Source organism: Brevundimonas subvibrioides ATCC 15264 (genome assembly GCF_000144605.1).
GTDB classification, from domain to species: Bacteria; Pseudomonadota; Alphaproteobacteria; order Caulobacterales; family Caulobacteraceae; genus Brevundimonas; species Brevundimonas subvibrioides.
This window is the reverse complement of the sequence record NC_014375.1, coordinates 2,078,182-2,094,275: the sequence shown is the minus strand read 5'-3', so window position 1 is coordinate 2,094,275 and position 16,094 is coordinate 2,078,182. Positions and strand designations below refer to the sequence as shown.

14 protein-coding genes are annotated in these 16,094 nt (G+C 67.6%); 5 read left to right on the top strand and 9 right to left on the bottom strand.

Features of this window, described 5'->3' with window-relative positions; translation table 11 throughout:
• Window positions 1-73 precede the first annotated feature (73 nt).
• Together BRESU_RS10390 and hemA are read left to right on the top strand one after the other, a co-directional pair.
• On the top strand, window positions 74-334 hold the full coding sequence (locus BRESU_RS10390; RefSeq protein WP_013269505.1) for a hypothetical protein: 261 nt from the start codon (window positions 74-76) through the stop codon (window positions 332-334).
• Entirely contained in the window at window positions 331-1,578 is a 1,248-nt protein-coding gene (gene hemA / locus BRESU_RS10385) for a 5-aminolevulinate synthase (RefSeq protein WP_013269504.1), read from the top strand. Before BRESU_RS10390 ends, hemA begins: the two co-directional genes overlap by 4 nt.
• A 22-nt stretch (window positions 1,579-1,600) precedes the next feature.
• Here hemA and BRESU_RS10380 read toward each other — a convergent pair whose 3' ends face one another.
• From BRESU_RS10380 to BRESU_RS10350, 7 genes are all read right to left on the bottom strand, one after another.
• Complete coding sequence (locus BRESU_RS10380) at window positions 1,601-2,101, bottom strand: pyridoxamine 5'-phosphate oxidase family protein (protein WP_156796150.1); 501 nt, start codon at window positions 2,099-2,101, stop codon at window positions 1,601-1,603.
• 2 nt (window positions 2,102-2,103) lie between these two features.
• Complete coding sequence (locus BRESU_RS10375; RefSeq protein WP_013269502.1) at window positions 2,104-2,766, bottom strand: OmpW/AlkL family protein; 663 nt, start codon at window positions 2,764-2,766, stop codon at window positions 2,104-2,106.
• Between the two features lie 103 nt (window positions 2,767-2,869).
• Window positions 2,870-4,264, bottom strand: a complete 1,395-nt coding sequence (hemN, locus tag BRESU_RS10370) for an oxygen-independent coproporphyrinogen III oxidase (RefSeq protein WP_013269501.1) — start codon at window positions 4,262-4,264, stop codon at window positions 2,870-2,872.
• 96 nt (window positions 4,265-4,360) lie between these two features.
• On the bottom strand, window positions 4,361-5,281 hold the full coding sequence (locus tag BRESU_RS10365) for a helix-turn-helix domain-containing protein (protein ID WP_013269500.1): 921 nt from the start codon (window positions 5,279-5,281) through the stop codon (window positions 4,361-4,363).
• Between the two features lie 115 nt (window positions 5,282-5,396).
• Window positions 5,397-7,181, bottom strand: a complete 1,785-nt coding sequence (locus BRESU_RS10360; RefSeq protein WP_013269499.1) for an IlvD/Edd family dehydratase — start codon at window positions 7,179-7,181, stop codon at window positions 5,397-5,399.
• 8 nt (window positions 7,182-7,189) lie between these two features.
• Entirely contained in the window at window positions 7,190-7,951 is a 762-nt protein-coding gene (locus BRESU_RS10355; RefSeq protein ID WP_013269498.1) for an SDR family NAD(P)-dependent oxidoreductase, read from the bottom strand.
• Between the two features lie 142 nt (window positions 7,952-8,093).
• Complete coding sequence (locus tag BRESU_RS10350; RefSeq protein WP_013269497.1) at window positions 8,094-8,867, bottom strand: IclR family transcriptional regulator; 774 nt, start codon at window positions 8,865-8,867, stop codon at window positions 8,094-8,096.
• Between the two features lie 184 nt (window positions 8,868-9,051).
• On the opposite strand from BRESU_RS10350, the gene BRESU_RS10345 reads away from it, so the two are divergent.
• Genes BRESU_RS10345 through BRESU_RS10335 form a run of 3 tightly spaced genes read left to right on the top strand, consistent with a single transcriptional unit; the run spans window position 9,052 to window position 12,132 of the window.
• A complete protein-coding gene (locus BRESU_RS10345) occupies window positions 9,052-10,626 on the top strand; it encodes a sodium/sugar symporter (RefSeq protein ID WP_013269496.1) in 1,575 nt (524 codons plus the stop codon).
• The gene (locus BRESU_RS10340) at window positions 10,610-11,518 is read left to right on the top strand and encodes a 2-dehydro-3-deoxygalactonokinase (RefSeq protein WP_041761537.1); all 909 of its coding nucleotides are present in this window, start codon (window positions 10,610-10,612) and stop codon (window positions 11,516-11,518) included. The genes BRESU_RS10345 and BRESU_RS10340 overlap by 17 nt, the downstream gene beginning before the upstream one ends.
• Entirely contained in the window at window positions 11,515-12,132 is a 618-nt protein-coding gene (locus tag BRESU_RS10335) for a 2-dehydro-3-deoxy-6-phosphogalactonate aldolase (protein WP_013269494.1), read from the top strand. Before BRESU_RS10340 ends, BRESU_RS10335 begins: the two co-directional genes overlap by 4 nt.
• Before the next feature lie 24 nt (window positions 12,133-12,156).
• Here BRESU_RS10335 and BRESU_RS10330 read toward each other — a convergent pair whose 3' ends face one another.
• Complete coding sequence (locus BRESU_RS10330) at window positions 12,157-13,323, bottom strand: glycoside hydrolase family 53 protein (protein WP_013269493.1); 1,167 nt, start codon at window positions 13,321-13,323, stop codon at window positions 12,157-12,159.
• A gap of 57 nt (window positions 13,324-13,380) precedes the next feature.
• A complete protein-coding gene (locus BRESU_RS10325; protein WP_013269492.1) occupies window positions 13,381-16,080 on the bottom strand; it encodes a TonB-dependent receptor in 2,700 nt (899 codons plus the stop codon).
• Window positions 16,081-16,094: the final 14 nt, after the last annotated feature.

Here is a 16,094-nt window from a genome sequence, read left to right as displayed (position 1 = left end):
AGCAGAACCAGCTTTGATCTAGCGCAAAGCACGTCCGCTTCATTTGGGGTGTGATGGCGGACGGAGGGCCGAAATGCCGATCACTGACGACCAAGAGCGCAAGATCCTTGCCGGCGGCCTGCTGGTCCTGGCCTGTTCGCTGGGGCTTCTGGCCTCGGCCCTGGCCGTGGCGGCGCTGGATCATATGGCGATATCCGCCGGCCTGTGCGGGCCGATGAGCGGGCACTGCGCGGCCTGTTTCGGGGCGATCGCCTGTCTGGCGGCAGCGCTCGGAACGGCGGCCGCGGGCCTCTCGATGCTTCGCGCCCGTCCTGTGTGCGGTGCCGCAGCGTGACGTGCGGCGTCATCGGCCGGTTCGACTACACCTCAGCCTTCCAGTCCGCCGTCGACCAGGTCCGGGACGAGGGCCGCTACCGGGTCTTCGCCGATCTGAAGCGGGTGCGCGGACAGTTCCCCAAGGCCGTGCGCCGGCGCGAGGACGGGTCCGAGCAGGACTGCGTGATCTGGTGCTCCAACGACTATCTGGGCATGGGCCAGCATCCCGAGGTGCTGGAGGCCATGTCGGCCGAGCTGGACGCCGTGGGCGCCGGGGCCGGCGGTACGCGCAACATCTCGGGCACGACGCGCTCGGCGGTGGACCTGGAGGCCGAGCTGGCGTCCTGGCACCAGAAGGAAGCCGCGCTCCTGTTCACCTCGGGCTATGTGGCAAATGAGGCGACGCTGACGACGCTGCAGAGCATCCTGCCCGGTCTGATCATCTTCTCCGACAGCCTGAACCACGCCTCGATGATCGCGGGCATCCGCAACGGCGGCTGCGAGCGGCATGTGTTCCTGCACAACGACCTGGCGCATCTGGAGACCCTGCTGGCGGCGGCTCCGGCCGATGCGCCCAAGCTGGTGGCGTTCGAGAGCGTCTATTCGATGGACGGCGACATCGCCGACCTGGCCGGCACCATCGCCCTGGCGCGCAAATACGGCGCCCTGACCTATCTCGACGAGGTCCATGCGGTCGGCCTGTACGGGGCGACGGGCGCGGGCGTGGCCGAGCGGGACGGGGTTCTGGACGGCATCGACATCGTCGAATGCACCCTCGGCAAGGCCATCGGCGTCATGGGCGGCTATATCGCCGCCGACGCGGTGATCGTGGACGCGGTGCGCAGCTGGGCCTCGGGCTTCATCTTCACCACCAGCCTGCCGCCGGCCCTGACCGCCGGGGCCCTGGCCTCGGTCCGCCACCTCAAGACGCACCCCGAGCTGCGCGACGCGCATCAGGAGCGGGCCGAGACGCTGAAGCGCCGCTTCGCCGAGGCCGGCATTCCGGTCATGCCCAGCGAGAGCCACATCGTGCCCGTGTTCGTGGGCAATCCGGTCCACGCCAAGATGATCTCGGACATGCTGCTGGAAGACCACGGCATCTACGTCCAGCCGATCAACTATCCGACCGTGCCCAAGGGCACCGAGCGGCTGCGCTTCACCCCGTCGCCGAACCACGACGACGGCATGATGGACAGGCTGGTCACCGCCATGGACGCCCTGTGGACCCACTGCAACGTCGCCCGGATGCCGGTCGCGGCGTAGCGATCCGGGGGACGGCCGCCCTTCAGGGCACCCCCGGCCGGCCGTCCCTGGACAGGCTGTAGGTCTGAGCAGTGCTCCGGCCGGCCGTGACGCCGACGGGGGAGAGGATCTCCGGCCGGACGCGGACGACGGCGACCGAATCCGCGCCGGGACCAAAGACGTTCAGGTCCGCATAGCGTTCCGCGACCATCCGGTTGAGCCGCTCGACCATCAGCGTATCGATGACCTCCTCGGCGCGGCCGGCCAGCGAAACGCCGACGGCGTCCCCGTGCCGGGCCTCGCTGAACACCGTGACCGACACCCGGGGATCGGCCCGGATATTGGCCATCTTCTGGCTGTTGCGGGCCGTCACGAAATACAGGTTCAGGCCTTCGTTCACATAGCCGACCATCGTGACCTGCGGCCAGCCGTCCGGCCGGTTGACGGCGAGCGCCATCAACCGGCACGAATCCAGCAGCGCGACGACCGCCGCCACGGCACCGCCGGGCATCGGAGGCGTCTCCGGGACCGTCGTCGCGTTCACGGTCAGAACTTCCGGCCGATGCCGAGGGAGAGGACCCAGGGATCGAGGTTCACGTCGCTTTTCAGCGCGCCGGCGTTGATGCTGGCGTCTGTGTTGAACCAGACCTTCTTGACGTCGACATTGACGGTCCAGGGGCCCGACACCGCGATGTCCGCGCCCGCCTGAAGCGCATAGCCCAGGCCGTCGTCCAGCTTCACGTCATAGCCGTTCCGGTTCTCGCCGCTGAAGAACAGCATGTAGTTCAGTCCGGCCCCGACATAGGGACTGACGCGCGCTTCGGGGGCCAGGCGATACTGCAGCGTAACCACAGGCGGCAGCACCCAGGTCTCGTGCACCGCGACATCGGTCGTGCCGCCCTGGGCCCGGATCTCGTGCTGGGTGGCCCCCAGGATCGCCTCGACCGAGATGTGGTCGGTCACGAAGTAGGTGAATCCGAGCGTGGGCATGACGTCATAGCCGACATCGACGTGCAGGCCCGTCGTGGCACCCGCCGCCGTCGTGATCGCATCGTCGGCGCTCGAGGCGACATCGGTGATCCGGCCAGTGACGATCCAGTCGCCTTTCCGGGCGACCTGCCAGTCCTGGGCGGAGGCGGGGGCGGCGAGGGCAGCGAGGGCCAGGCCGGCTCCTAGAGCGGCGATCCGGAGAGAGGTGTGCGAGCGCATCTTGAGGTCCACGACGCGGTCCGGTCGCGGAATGCGGCCGGTTGGAGGCGTCGCGGACGGTGTGAGCCGAAGGTCCGCCAGACGCCTTGATCCATCGCAAACCTCAGATCATCCGGCCGTGTCTGCCGGCCGAAGGCGCGAGCGAGGTGTCGAAGGCGCCGCAGACGAGACGGACGAAAGGCCGGCCCAGATCCGTCACCGAGACCAGTCCGTCCGCGCAGACGACAAGGCCGTCCTCGACCAGCGGCGCGAGCCTGGCCAGGGCGGCTGCGAACCGGTCCGGTGCCGGACCATGCGCCTGTTCGATCTCCGGAAGACGAACGGAGAAGTCGCACATCAGCCGCTCGATGACCTCGGCGCGGCGGCGGTCGTCCGGCGTCAGGGCCAGCCCCCGCGCGACCGGCAGACGGCCCCCGGCCACGGCGGCGCGCCAGTCCCGCTCGACCGCATGGTTCTGCACATAGCCCTGAGGCGTTCGTCCCACCGAGGAGGCGCCCAGGCCGATGAGCGTCGCTGCGTCGTCCGTCGTGTACCCCTGAAAATTGCGGTGGAGGCAGCCCGTCCGCGCGGCGATCGCCAGACTGTCTTCGGGCAGGGCGAAGTGATCCAGACCGATGGCCTGATAGCCTGCGTCGGTCAGATAGGCGGCTGCGGCCTGACTCTGGGCGAACCGCTCGTCGGGCCCCGGCAGGTCGGCTTCGTTGATGAGCCTCTGGTGTGGCTTCAGCCAGGGCACGTGGGCGTAGCCGAACAGGGCGATGCGCGCCGGTCTCAGGGTCGTGACCTGGTCCAGGGTGGTCAGCAGGTCGTCACGCGTCTGCAGGGGCAGCCCGTACATCAGATCCAGATTGAGCGATCCGACGCCGGCGTCCCACAGCCAGTCGGCCGCCCGCGCGACCGTCGCGAACGGCTCGAAGCGATTGATGGCGTGCTGGACGCGCGGAGACAGATCCTGCACGCCCAGACTGGCCCGGTTCAGGCCGTTGCGGGCGGCGGCCCGGACCCAGGTTCGGGTCAGACTCGAAGGGTCGAGTTCGGCCGCGATCTCGGCCTCCGGGCCGAACGCGAAGGCCTGCCTCAGGCCTGCAAAGAGGCGGTCCAGATCGTCCACGGCCACCATATTGGGCGTGCCGCCGCCCAGATGCAGCCGGGACACGCGCTGGCGTCGGCCCAGCGCCGCCTGCGCCAGCCGGGCCTCGTCGATCAGAAGATCGACATAGCTCTTGATCGTCTCCGCACGGTTCACCGCTCGCGTGTTGCAGGCGCAGTACCAGCACAGCGTCCTGCAGAAGGGGATGTGAACATACAGCGAGGCCGCCTCGGCGGCCGGGACCATGGCCAGCCAGGCCGCCCAGTCTTCCGACCCCACATCAGGCGTGAACTGCGCCGCCGTCGGATAGCTGGTGTAGCGCGGCAGGTTGGCGTCATAGCGCCCGATCAGCGAGGCGACCCGCAGGCTACGTTGGGTCTGCGCGCAGACGGCATGGGCCAGGCTCATGATCGGGCTCCGGATCGCCGGTCCCCGCGACCGACACCGAACCCCGCCTAGAGCCGCCGGCGCGGGCGGTCTTTGACTTCGGTCAAACCGTCGGGTTCAGGCCTCGCCGTCGGCCACGGCGCGCAGCGCTTCCGGCCGCTCGATGCGGATTTCCGTCAGCGACACCAGCCGGATCAGGCCCTGGGTCTTCAACCGGGTGAGGACCCGGCTGACGGTCTCGATGGTCAGGCCCAGATAGTCGGCGATCTCGGCGCGCGTCATGGGCAGGTGAACCCGGCCCTGTGGGCCCGGCCGCGCCGGATCATGGGACGGCATCTCCAGCAGGAAGGTCGCGACGCGTTCGAGCGCCGTCTTGCGCCCCAGCAGCAGCATCTGGTTCTGCGCAGCCGCCAACTCGTGGGTCGCCCGCTCCAGAAGGGCGGTCTCCAGCGCTGGCGTCTCGCGGATCAGCGCCCGGTACTCGCTCTTGCGGAAGCGGCAAGCGGTGACGGGCTCGATCGCCTCGGCCGAGAACGCATAGGTCTCGCCGGTCGCCAGGCCGAGGAAGTCGCCCGCGAACAGAAAGCCCGTGATCTGGCGACGGCCATCCGACAGCAGCCGGTAGACCCGCACGGACCCCGATGTGATGTTGAAGACATGACGGGCCGGATCGTCCGCGCGTATCAGGGTGTCGCCGACGTTCAAGGTCAGGTGTTCGGCCAGCGCGTCGAGACGGGCGAGATCGGCATCGTCCATGCTGGCGCAGACGCTCAGGGGCCGCGCACCGCAGGCCGCGCACGCATTGTCCCGCCGACGATCCGCGCACCCCGCGGGAAGCGCCTTCAACTCCAGCACGCTCCGGTCCTCCTTGCCTTCAAGCCGATGCCGCAGGTCCTCGATCTCCGGTTTGAGCGAGATCAATGCGGCGCCGGGAGTCTGGGCCATAAATGGTCGAATGGCCATGGTCGTGTGCGCCGGCAACCGGCTGACTCCGGCCGTGGGCCCGGTCTCGCCCGCCGTTCCGATGGGATCTGCCATAGCGGTCCGACGTAACGGGGCGTCGGTCAGCGCGCCAAAGCGTTCGAATCACGGATGGGGCAGGGGGCGAACCGACCGATTGGGACGCGAACGGGCGCGCGTCCCGTCCCGGGCATCAATGGCTGTCCCGGGGCAGGCCGAAGCGATCCACAATGCGGTGATACTTTACGGCGGGCTCCAGCACGGCACCGGTTTCCAGCTGGCCGACCATGCCCCGCTGGATTTCCTGCCAGGGCGTCTGGGACGCGGGGTAGCGATAGCCGCCCGCGGCCTCGAGCGCGGCGCGCCGCCCGGCCAGGTCTTCGTCGGAGATCAGGATGTCGGCCCGGCCGGTATTGAGGTCGATCCGGACCCGGTCGCCGGTCCGGAGGAGGGCGATATTGCCGCCCGCCGCCGCCTCTGGAGACGCGTTGAGGATCGAGGCGGAGCCCGAGGTGCCCGACTGTCGACCGTCGCCGATACAGGCCAGGGCGGTCACGCCCTGGCGGATCAGATGGGCCGGCGGCTGCATGTTCACGACTTCGGCCGCGCCCGGATAGCCGATGGGCCCGGCTCCGCGCATGAACAGCAGGGTCCGCTCGGTGATGCCCAGGTCGGGATCGTCGATGCGGTGGTGATAGTCTTCCGGACCGTCGAACACGACCGCAGGACCTTCGAACGCATTGGGGTCGGCGGGGTCGGACAGATAGCGTTCGCGGAACTCGGGACTGATCACGCTCAGCTTCATGATCGCCGAGTTGAACAGATTGCCGGTGAAGACGACGAACCCGGCATCGGCCTTCATCGGCGCGTCGAAGGGCTTGATGACGTCGGGCAGGTCCGTTGCCTTGCCGCGGCAGTTCTCGCCGATGGTCCGGCCCGTGACGGTCAGGGCGTCCTCGTGGATCAGGCCCTTCTGCATCAGCTCGTGCACGACGGCGGGTACCCCACCGGCGTGGAAATAATCCTCGCCGAGGTACTGCCCGGCCGGCTGCAGATTGACGAGCAGGGGCACATGCAGGCCGTGCGTCTGCCAGTCCTGCAGCGGCACATCGACGTGGGCATGGCGCGCCAGGGCCGTCAGATGGATAGGGGCGTTGGTCGACCCCCCGATCGCGGAGTTCACGACAATCGCGTTGTGGAAGGCCTCGCGCGTCAGGATGTCGGACGGCTTCAGGTCCTCGTGCACCATCTCCACGATCCGGCGACCGGTCTCGTAGGCGACCTGCGCGCGTTCGCGATACGGGGCCGGGATCGCGGCCGAGCCGGGCAGGGACATGCCCAGGGCCTCGGCCAGCGAGTTCATCGTCGTCGCCGTACCCATGGTGTTACAGTAGCCGACGGACGGTGCCGACGACGCAACCAGTTCGACGAAGCCTTCGTAGTCGATCTCGCCGGCCGCCATCATCTGGCGTGCCTTCCAGATGATGGTCCCCGAACCGGTCCGCTCGCCCTTGTGCCAGCCGTTCAGCATGGGGCCCACGGACAGGGCGATGGCCGGCATGTCGACGGTCGCAGCGGCCATCAGGCAGGCGGGCGTGGTCTTGTCACAGCCGATGGTCAGAACCACGCCATCGAGGGGATAGCCGTAAAGGCTCTCGACCAGGCCCAGATAGGCGAGGTTTCGGTCAAGTCCCGCCGTCGGCCGCTTGCCGGTCTCCTGGATCGGATGGACCGGGAACTCCATGGCGATGCCGCCGGCTTCGCGGATGCCTTCGCGGACCCGTTCGGCCAGGACGAGGTGATGCCGGTTGCACGGGCTCAGGTCCGAACCGGTCTGGGCGATCCCGATGATCGGCTTGTCCGACTGCAGCTCCCGGCGGGTCAGGCCGTAGTTCAGATACCGCTCCAGATAGAGGGCGGTCATGTCGGGATTGTCGGGATTGTTGAACCAGGCCCGGCTGCGCAGTGGTTTGTTCATGGTCGATTTCAGGTCCAGCCGCCGTCGACGACGTAGTGCTGGTTGGTGATGGCCGAGGCCTCGTCGGAGGTCAGGAAGACGGCGACGCGCGCGATGTCGTCAGGAAGCAGCCGCCGCTTCAGGCACTGGTTCTTGTAGATGTCCTTCTCGGTCTCCGGCGTGACCCAGTGTTCCAGCTGTCGCTCGGTCATGATCCAGCCGGGGGCGAGGGCGTTGACCCGCACGCCGTGCTCTCCGAAGTCGCGGGCCAGAGACCGTGTCAGTCCGAGCACCGCGGACTTGGAGGCCGTATAGGCGGCCATGCCGCCCTGACCGATCATCCACGATGTCGAGCCGAGGTTCAGGATCGAACCGCGCCCGCGCGCGATCATGTCCGGCAGCACGCTCTGGGCGGCAAAGAACTGGTGTTTCAGGTTCACCGCGATCCGCCCGTCCCAGTAGTCTTCGGTCACCTCGAGGGTCTGGTGGCGTTCATCGTGCGCAGCGTTGTTGATCAGGGCGTCGATCGGACCGAAGCGGTCGCGGACCTGTCCGATCGCCGCGCGCAGATCCTCGATTCGCGTCAGGTCGCAGGCCACGAACAGCGCTTCGCCGCGGCCCTTGCGGGCGATCCCGGCCTCCAGCGCGGGGCCCCGGACAGCATCGACATCCAGAAAGCCGACCCGGCACCCCTGGGCCGCGAAGGCCTCGACAACGGCCGCGCCGATCCCGCCTGCGCCGCCGGTGACGATGACGACCTGACCCTGCAGATCAGGATAGATGGCTCCCATGGCGTCCTCATGGTCGGCTGAGCGAGCGCCCGCGAACCTCGTTCGGGCTTTCATCAGTGAAAGCGATTGCTACTTGCGAAAGTAGCGACGGGCGGTCGGCGAAGTCAATGGAGGGATGGCGCGGCGCCGTCATTTCACCGTCCTAGACGACGGAGGCGACGCCCATTTCGCCCGAGATGGCCTGGGCCGCATCGCCCAGCAACGACACGGCCCGCTCGATCGGGCAGGTCGGCGGCATGCGCTCGATATAGGGGGTGATCAGGGTGGCGATGATGCCGTCGGCCCCGTGGATCGGCGCGACCAGATCGGTCACGCCCTTCACGAAATCGCTGGGTCGCTCGACGTGGCCGGCAGCCGCCGCGGTCGCGGCCGCCGCGGCGAAGGCCTTGACCTTCCTCGCCCCGTGGCGCGCCACCAGGACTTCCGCCAGCGCCGCCTGATCGCGCGCATTGGCGCGGCCGTACAGCATCAGGCCGGACGTGGCCTCCAGAATGCTGCGCCGATAGCCGATGCGGACCGAATACCCCAGGTCGCCCGGTCCCTCGACGCGGGCGATGACGACGATCTGGTCGCCCGATGGCACCACCAGATGGCAGGACTGCATGGTCTCGGCGGCCAGGTCCCGCATGACCGGCAGAGCCACGTCGACGAGGGATTTGATCGGGGCCCGGGACAGCCCCAGGGTGAACAGCCTGTTGGTCAGCTGATAGCCGTCCGACGACTGCTCGATATAGCCCCGGAACTCCAGCACCTGGATCATGCGGAACAGTTCGCTGACCGATCGCCCGAGCGTGGCCGACATCTGCGACGGGGTCAGGGGCTGGCCGTGGGCGGACAGCAGCTCCAGCACGTCCAGTCCCTTTTCCAGCGCGGGCGCGCGGTATTTGCGGTCGTCGGCGTCGTCGGCAGCCGTCATGGAAATCGTCCTTGAGCTCGCTGCCACGCTAGCGGGCGAATTGTCCGGGCGAAAGAGGCCCAACCACAACCATTGCCGCTAGTAAAAGCATAACGCAAATATGAAAAACGATTGCGGGCGGCTCCGGGCTCTTCTACCCTGACCGGAGAGCCCCTTGGAAGGGGACGCGCCCGGGAGGCCCGCCATGTCGCTCGCGACCATCGATCTCGTCATTCTGGGCGTGTACGCCGTCTTCATCTTCGGGCTGGCCCAGTGGGTCTCGCGCGACAAGGGCGGTGAGAAGAAGACCTCCACCGACTACTTCCTGGCGTCCAAGAACCTGCCCTGGTGGGCCATCGGGGCCTCGCTGATCGCGGCCAACATCTCGGCCGAGCAGATCATCGGCATGTCCGGTTCGGGCTATGTGATCGGCCTCGGCATCGCGTCCTACGAATGGATGGCGGCACTGACCCTGCTGATCGTGGGCAAGTTCTTTCTGCCGATCTTCCTGCGGAACGACATCGTCACCATGCCGCAGTTCCTGCAGCAGCGGTACGGCCCGACGATCCGCAATGTCATGGCCGTGTTCTGGCTGCTGCTCTACGTCTTCGTGAACGTGACCTCGATCCTCTGGCTGGGGTCCATCGCGGTGAACACCGTCACCGGTCTGGACCAGATGTACGCCATCGTGGCGATCGGCGTCTTCGCCCTGGCCTATCAGCTGTGGGGCGGGCTCAAGGCCGTGGCCCTGACCGACATCGTCCAGGTGGCGCTTCTGGTCGCCGGCGGACTGATCATCGGCTTCATCGCCCTCAGCGAGATCGGCGGCGCGTCGGGGGCCGTGGGCGGCTTCACGACCCTGCTGACCGACTTCCCCGAGAAGTTCGACATGATCCTGTCGCCCGACAATCCCAACTTCAAGGAGCTGCCCGGCATCGCCGTGCTGCTGGGAGGGCTGTGGATCATGAACATCAGCTACTGGGGCTTCAACCAGTACATCATCCAGCGCGCCCTGGCCGCCAAGTCGCTGGGCGAGGCGCAGAAGGGCATTGCCTTCGCCGCCTATCTGAAACTGCTGATGCCGGTCATCGTCGTCCTCCCCGGCATGGCCGCCCTGATCATCGCCCCGAACCTGTCCGCACCGGACCAGGCCTATCCCACGATGATGAACCTGCTGCCCGCAGGACTGAAGGGTCTGGTCTTCGCCGCCCTGATCGCCGCGATCATCGCCTCGCTGGCGTCCAAGGTGAACTCGATCTCGACCATCTTCACGCTGGATCTCTACGCCAAGGCCAACAAGGGAGCGTCGGAATCCCATCTGGTGCTGGTCGGCCGGATCGCCGCCGTGGCCGCCATGGCCATCGGCATCCTGGTGGCTCGCCCGCTGCTGGGCGGCTTCTCCCAGGCCTTCCAGTTCATCCAGGACTTCACCGGCTTCTTCACGCCCTCAATCGTCGTAATCTTCATCCTCGGCCTGTTCTGGAAGCGGGCGTCCGAGGCGGGAGCCCTGACGGCCGCCATCGGCGGCGTGGCGCTGTCAGGCTTCATGTGGTGGCTCGACCGCGAAGGGATCTTCACCCTGCCGTTCATGAACCGGGTCGGGGTTGTCTTCCTTGTCTCTCTTGTCGCCGCGATCGCTGTCTCGCTTTTCTCCCCTCCGAAAGAGGGCACGATGCAGATCAAGCTGGACGGCGTCAGCTACAAGACGTCGCTCGGGTTCAACATCGCCGGCGCGGGCGTCATCGCCTTCCTGATCGCCGTCTATGCCATCTGGTGGTGAGGTGGACGGGGCCGTCCTGATCGGCGTCGACTGGGGTACCAGCAATCTGCGAGTGCTGCGCATCGGCGAGGGCGGCGCGATCCTGGACGCCCGCTCCGACCCGCGCGGCGCGGGTGGCCTGGTGCCCGAAGCCTTCCCGGCCGTGCTGGCCGAGGTCGCCGACGGCTGGCTGGATAGCGCTCCGCCCATTCTGGTGTGCGGCATGGCGGGGGCCCGGGGCCGGTGGCGCGAGGTCGCCTATCTGCCCACGCCCGCGACGCTGGTCGATCTGGCCGACGCGCTGGCGTCGCCCGCCGACCGGCCCGAGCTGAAGATCGTGCCCGGCCTGAAAGCCATGGCGGGCGGGCGGATGATCGACGTCATGCGCGGCGAGGAAACCCAGGTGATGGGGCTGGACCTCGAGCCGGGCAACCATCGGATCGTCGCACCGGGAACCCATTCCAAATGGATCGCCGCCCGTCCGGGTCAGGTCGTCGGCTATCGCACCTTCATGACGGGCGAACTGTTCGCCGCCATCCGCAAGGGCACGATCCTGGGCACGGGCATGGGCGAGCCGGGCGTCGACGAAAGCGCCTTCGCCGACGGTGTCGATCGCGCCCTGACCGACCCGGCCCTCACCAGCGCCCTGTTCTCCGTGCGGGTCGAAACCCTCGCGGACCGGCTGCACCCGGACGGGGCGGCCGACTATCTCTCGGGCCTGCTGATCGGGGCCGAGATCGCCGCCCACAGCCACGACACGCACGGACCCGTCACCCTCGTCGGGGCGGACGCCCTGAACGCCCGCTATGCGACGGCGTTGAAGATCGCGGGCTTCTCCGACGTGCGCCTGGCGGACGGCGCGGCCGCCGTCGCCTGCGGCCTGTGGCGCATTCACCAAGCGAGCCTGCGATGATCCATATCCTCGACACCCTGCCTCTGATCGCCATCCTGCGCGGGCTGGAACCCGACGAAGCCGTCGCGGTCGGCGAGGCGATCGTCGCCGCCGGCTTCGTCTGTCTGGAGGTACCGTTGAACTCGCCCCGCCCGCTGGAGAGCATCCGGCGGCTGCGCGACGCTCTCGACGGCCGGGCCCTGGTCGGCGCGGGCACGGTGCTGAACGTCGAGGCGGCGCGCGGCGTGGCCGAGGCGGGCGGGCAGATGATCATCTCGCCGAACACCAACCCGGACGTGATCCGCGCCGCCAAGGCCATGGGCCTGATGTCGGTGCCGGGATTCTTCACCCCGTCGGAGGCGTTCGCGGCGCTCGACGCGGGAGCCGACGTGCTGAAGCTGTTCCCCGCCGAGGTGGCGGGACCGCAGGGGCTGAAGGCGGTGCGGGCGGTGCTCCCGGCGCATACGCGCGTCTATGCGGTGGGCGGCGTCGCGCCCGACAGCGTCGCGACCTGGCGCTCCGCCGGGGCGTCCGGCTTCGGCATCGGCTCGGCCGTGTTCAAACCGGGCAAGACGCCCGCCGAGGTGGGCGAGGCCGCGCGGGCCTTCGTCACGGCCTGGGGCGCATCGGCATAGGCCGAGCCCCCGGGCCGCAAACGCCTACTCCGCCATCGCGGTCGGCGCCGTCGCGCCGGCATCCCCCGGCCAACGGTACGACGCCGCCGGCCAGTGACCGGCCATGGTCAGGTCGTTTCCCTCGCGCCAGTCGAAAAAGGTCGCGTTTTCCCAGTTCGAGCCCCGGCCCCAGCGGGTGGAACAGCGCGTCGAGACCCAGGCCGGCTCCCAGTAGACCACCCCCGTGCCGCCGTTCGCGATCACCGTCTGGGTGATGTCGGTCATGTATTTCAGCTGACCCTCCTGCGTGGCCGGATACTGCGGCAGCAGGGTGTCAGGGCCGAGCAGGTTGGGCGACGTGTCCGCGCCCTCGTTGGTGAAGGGATAGGAGGTCTCGACCACCACCACGTCCTTGTCATAGGCGACGTTCAGCCGCTGGATCGTGGCCCCCAGCCCCGCCAGGTCGTTGGTGGACCATTTGCGGTAATAGCTGACGCCGATCAGGTCATAGTCGGTGACGCCGTGTTCCTGGGCCGCGGCGAACCAGGGCTCGGTGTTCTCGGGCTGGGCGATGTGCAGCATGATGCGGGGCTTGATGGCGCTGCCGGCGGCCGCCTCGCGCACCGCCCGGATGCCCGCGTTCAGCAGGGCCGCGTTGCGGGGCCAGTTGATGCCGTCGCGGGTCTCCTTCCAGTCCAGCTCGCCCATCATCTCGGGATTGGTCTCGTTGCCGACCTGGACCATCTCGGGCATCAGCCCCTCGGCATCGAGCGCCCGCAGGGTCTCGAGCGTATAGTCGTACAGGGCTTGCGACAGGGCCGGAACGTCGTCCCGGATCGGCCGCCAGGCCTTGGGCACGATCTGCTTGTCCCCGTCGGCCCAGTCGTCGGAATAGTGGAAGTCCAGCAGCACCTGCATCCCCTCCGCCTTCGCCCGGCGAATGGTCTCCCGGACGTCGTCCAGGTCGCTGTAGTCGGTCCATTCCGCGTCATTCCAGATGCGGACGCGGACCAGATTGTGACCGGTCTCGGCGAAGATCGCATAGGGATCATAGGCTTGCCCGCCGACGCGATAGACCGCACCGCAGTCCTCCATCTCGTTCACATAGGACAGGTCGGCCCCGAAATAGAACCGGGGCACGGTCTGGGCCTCGATCGGGGTGGCGGCCAGGAGTGCGGCGCCGGACACGGCGGCGAGGGATCGGATCAGCATTACTCTACTCCATCGGCCGGCCGACGCGCTCGCGCCGGCCGGTTCGGTTCAGGGTCTTCAGCCGCCGAAGCGGTAGGTGGCACCGAGGAAGAAGCGCCGTCCGAAGGTCTCGTAACGGCCCTGGCGGGCGGTATCGCCGTAGTAGGTCTCGAACGGCTCGTCGGTCAGGTTGTTGGCTTGAAACAGCAGTTCGACGCCCGACAGCGAGGAGTTGTCGGGGAAGGTGTAGGAGGTCTGGAAGTCGACCACCGTCTCCGCCTCGTTGAACAGGATGCGGTCGGTGTCGCCCAGTTCGGTGGCGAACTCGCTGCGATAGCGGCCGGCGATCCGGGCCTCGAAGCCGTTCTTGTAGTAGTAGAACGACAGGTTGCCGACGTGCTCGGACAGGCCGGGCAGGGGGATATTGCCGATCGCATTGTCGTTCTCGGCCACCGAGATGTCGCTGTCTGTATACGAGTAGTTCGCATACACCCCCAGCCCGTCGAACGGGGCGGGCAGGAAGGTGAAGGCCTGCTGGTACAGGACCTCGAAGCCCTGGATATAGCCGCCCGTGCCGTTGACCGGCTGGCGGAACGTTCCCGCAGTGGGCGTGCCGTTCACGTCGACGATGATCTCGGTGATCTGCGGGACGATGTAGGTCTCAAGATCCTTGTAGAAGCCCGAGATGGTGAAGGCGGTGTCCGGGCCGAAATAGCGCTCGTAGGTCAGGTCGAACTGGTTGGCGCGGAAGGGCTCCAGTTCGGGATTGCCGCCGAAGGCCTGGGGTGCGCCGAACACGAACACACCGAAGCCCGCGTTCAGGTCATCCAGCGGCGGTCGCGAGATGCCCTTGGAGGCGGCCAGTCGGATCTGCTGACCCTCGGCGATCTGCCAGTTCAGATTCAGGGTCGGCAGGGTGTCGGTGAACTCATTGGTGAAGCTGACGGGCGTCAGAACAACGGCCCCGCCGGTCTGGGCCCCCTGGTCGACGCGGGTGCTGGATGAGGTCGTCTCGGTCTTGATCACCCGGACGCCCAGATTGCCGGTCAGGGCGCGACCGAACAGGGCCGTGTCGAAATCGACGTTGGCGTAGCCGGCGGTGGTCTTCTCATCGACCACCCAGCTGGACCGCCGGTCGAAGTCCGAGGTCGTGGGATTGATGTCGCCGAAGAAGGCGTCGATCACGCCCAGGATGTCGAACGACAGGGTGCTGGGCACATTGGAGAAATCGCCCGGGAAGCGGACCGGGGCGTTCAACAGGTTGGTGGGGATCGCCCGGCGCGCGGCCGGATCGACGAAGCCGAACTGGGTCCGCTGGGTATAGTCCTTGGACCGGTCCGTGACCCGGGCCCCGACCTGGACTGCCGTGAAGAAGCCGTCCAACTCGTGCTCGAAATCGACGTTGCCGCTGACCAGTTCGTCGTTGATCAGGGGCGCGCCGCCACCGTTCTCCGGAATCTGGAACTCGCTGACCAGGTTGATCGCCGGATTGGTCAGATCGACGTTGAAGGCGTAGTCGGCCGCGCTGCCGGGCGTCGTGTTGAAGGTGCCCGTGACGCCGCTCTGGCGCTCGACCGGCACCCCGCCGACGATGTCGTGGACCTCGGTCCGCACGGTGATGAAGCGCTGGTCACGTTCCGTGGTGGAATAGGCGACGTCCCCTTTCAGGGTCCAGCGATCGCCCCGATATTCGCCGTTCACGCCGCCGGCCCACAGTTCGTCGGTGAATTCGAACAGCTCGTTGACGTTGCGCAGCTGCAGGCCGAAGTCCGCCGCCTTGGTGGCCGTCAGCCCGGTGACGCCGCCGTTCTGGACGGTCGCGTTGGAGAAGGTGTTGCCGAACGGCAGGTCCTCCAGCCGGAAGCCGCGCTGGGTCTCGTCATACGAGACCTTCGAATAGAAGAGGTCGGCATTGATCGAGATATTCTCGGTCGGCTCGTACTGGACGGTGGCCAGGCCGCCGTCGCGGATGTCGTCGCCGCCGCGCACGAGGGCTTCATAGCCGAACGGAATCTCGTCGTTGCCCGTGCCGTCGCCGTTCAGGTCGGCGAAGCTGTTGGTATAGCGGAACACATTGGTGCGCGCCGTGGCGACCGCCTGGCGACGGCCGGAATAGCCGATCGCCACCCCCAGCTTTCCGTCCATGAACTGGTCGATGTAGGAGAATGAGGCGATGTATCCATACGGATCGGCATCCTCGATGTCGGCCGCCAGATCGCTGTAAGTGCCGCGCACATTGGCGACGATGCGGCGATCAGAATAGTCGAGCGGGCGGATGGTCCGCAGATCGACCTGGCCCGCGATCGCGCCCTCGACCTGGCTCGCCGTCGGGGACTTGAACACATAGGCTCCGTTGATCAGCTCGGCCGGGAACTGCTCGTAGCGGATGTTGCGGCTGGCCTCGGCCGAGACCAGTTCGCGACCGTTCAGCAGGGTGTTGACCAGGTTTGGTCCCATGCCCCGGATCGAGATCTGGGTCCCGTTGCCGCGATCGCGGTTGGAGGTCAGCCCCGGCAGTCGGGCCAGACTTTCGGCAATGGAGATTTCCGGCAGGGCCCCGATGTCGTCGGCCGACAGGACCTCCACGACATTGTCGGCCGCCCGCTTGTCCGCCAGCGCATTGCGAAGGCTGGCGCGGATTCCGGTCACGACGACTTCGTCGACGGTGGTGGCGTCCTGATCCGGCTGGGGCGCAGTCTGCGCCAAAGCGGGCTGGCCCAGGGCGAGCGCGGCGGTAAAGGCCGAGGCACCGAGCAGGGCGGCTTTGAAACGTCTCATGGTAGTCTCCCCTG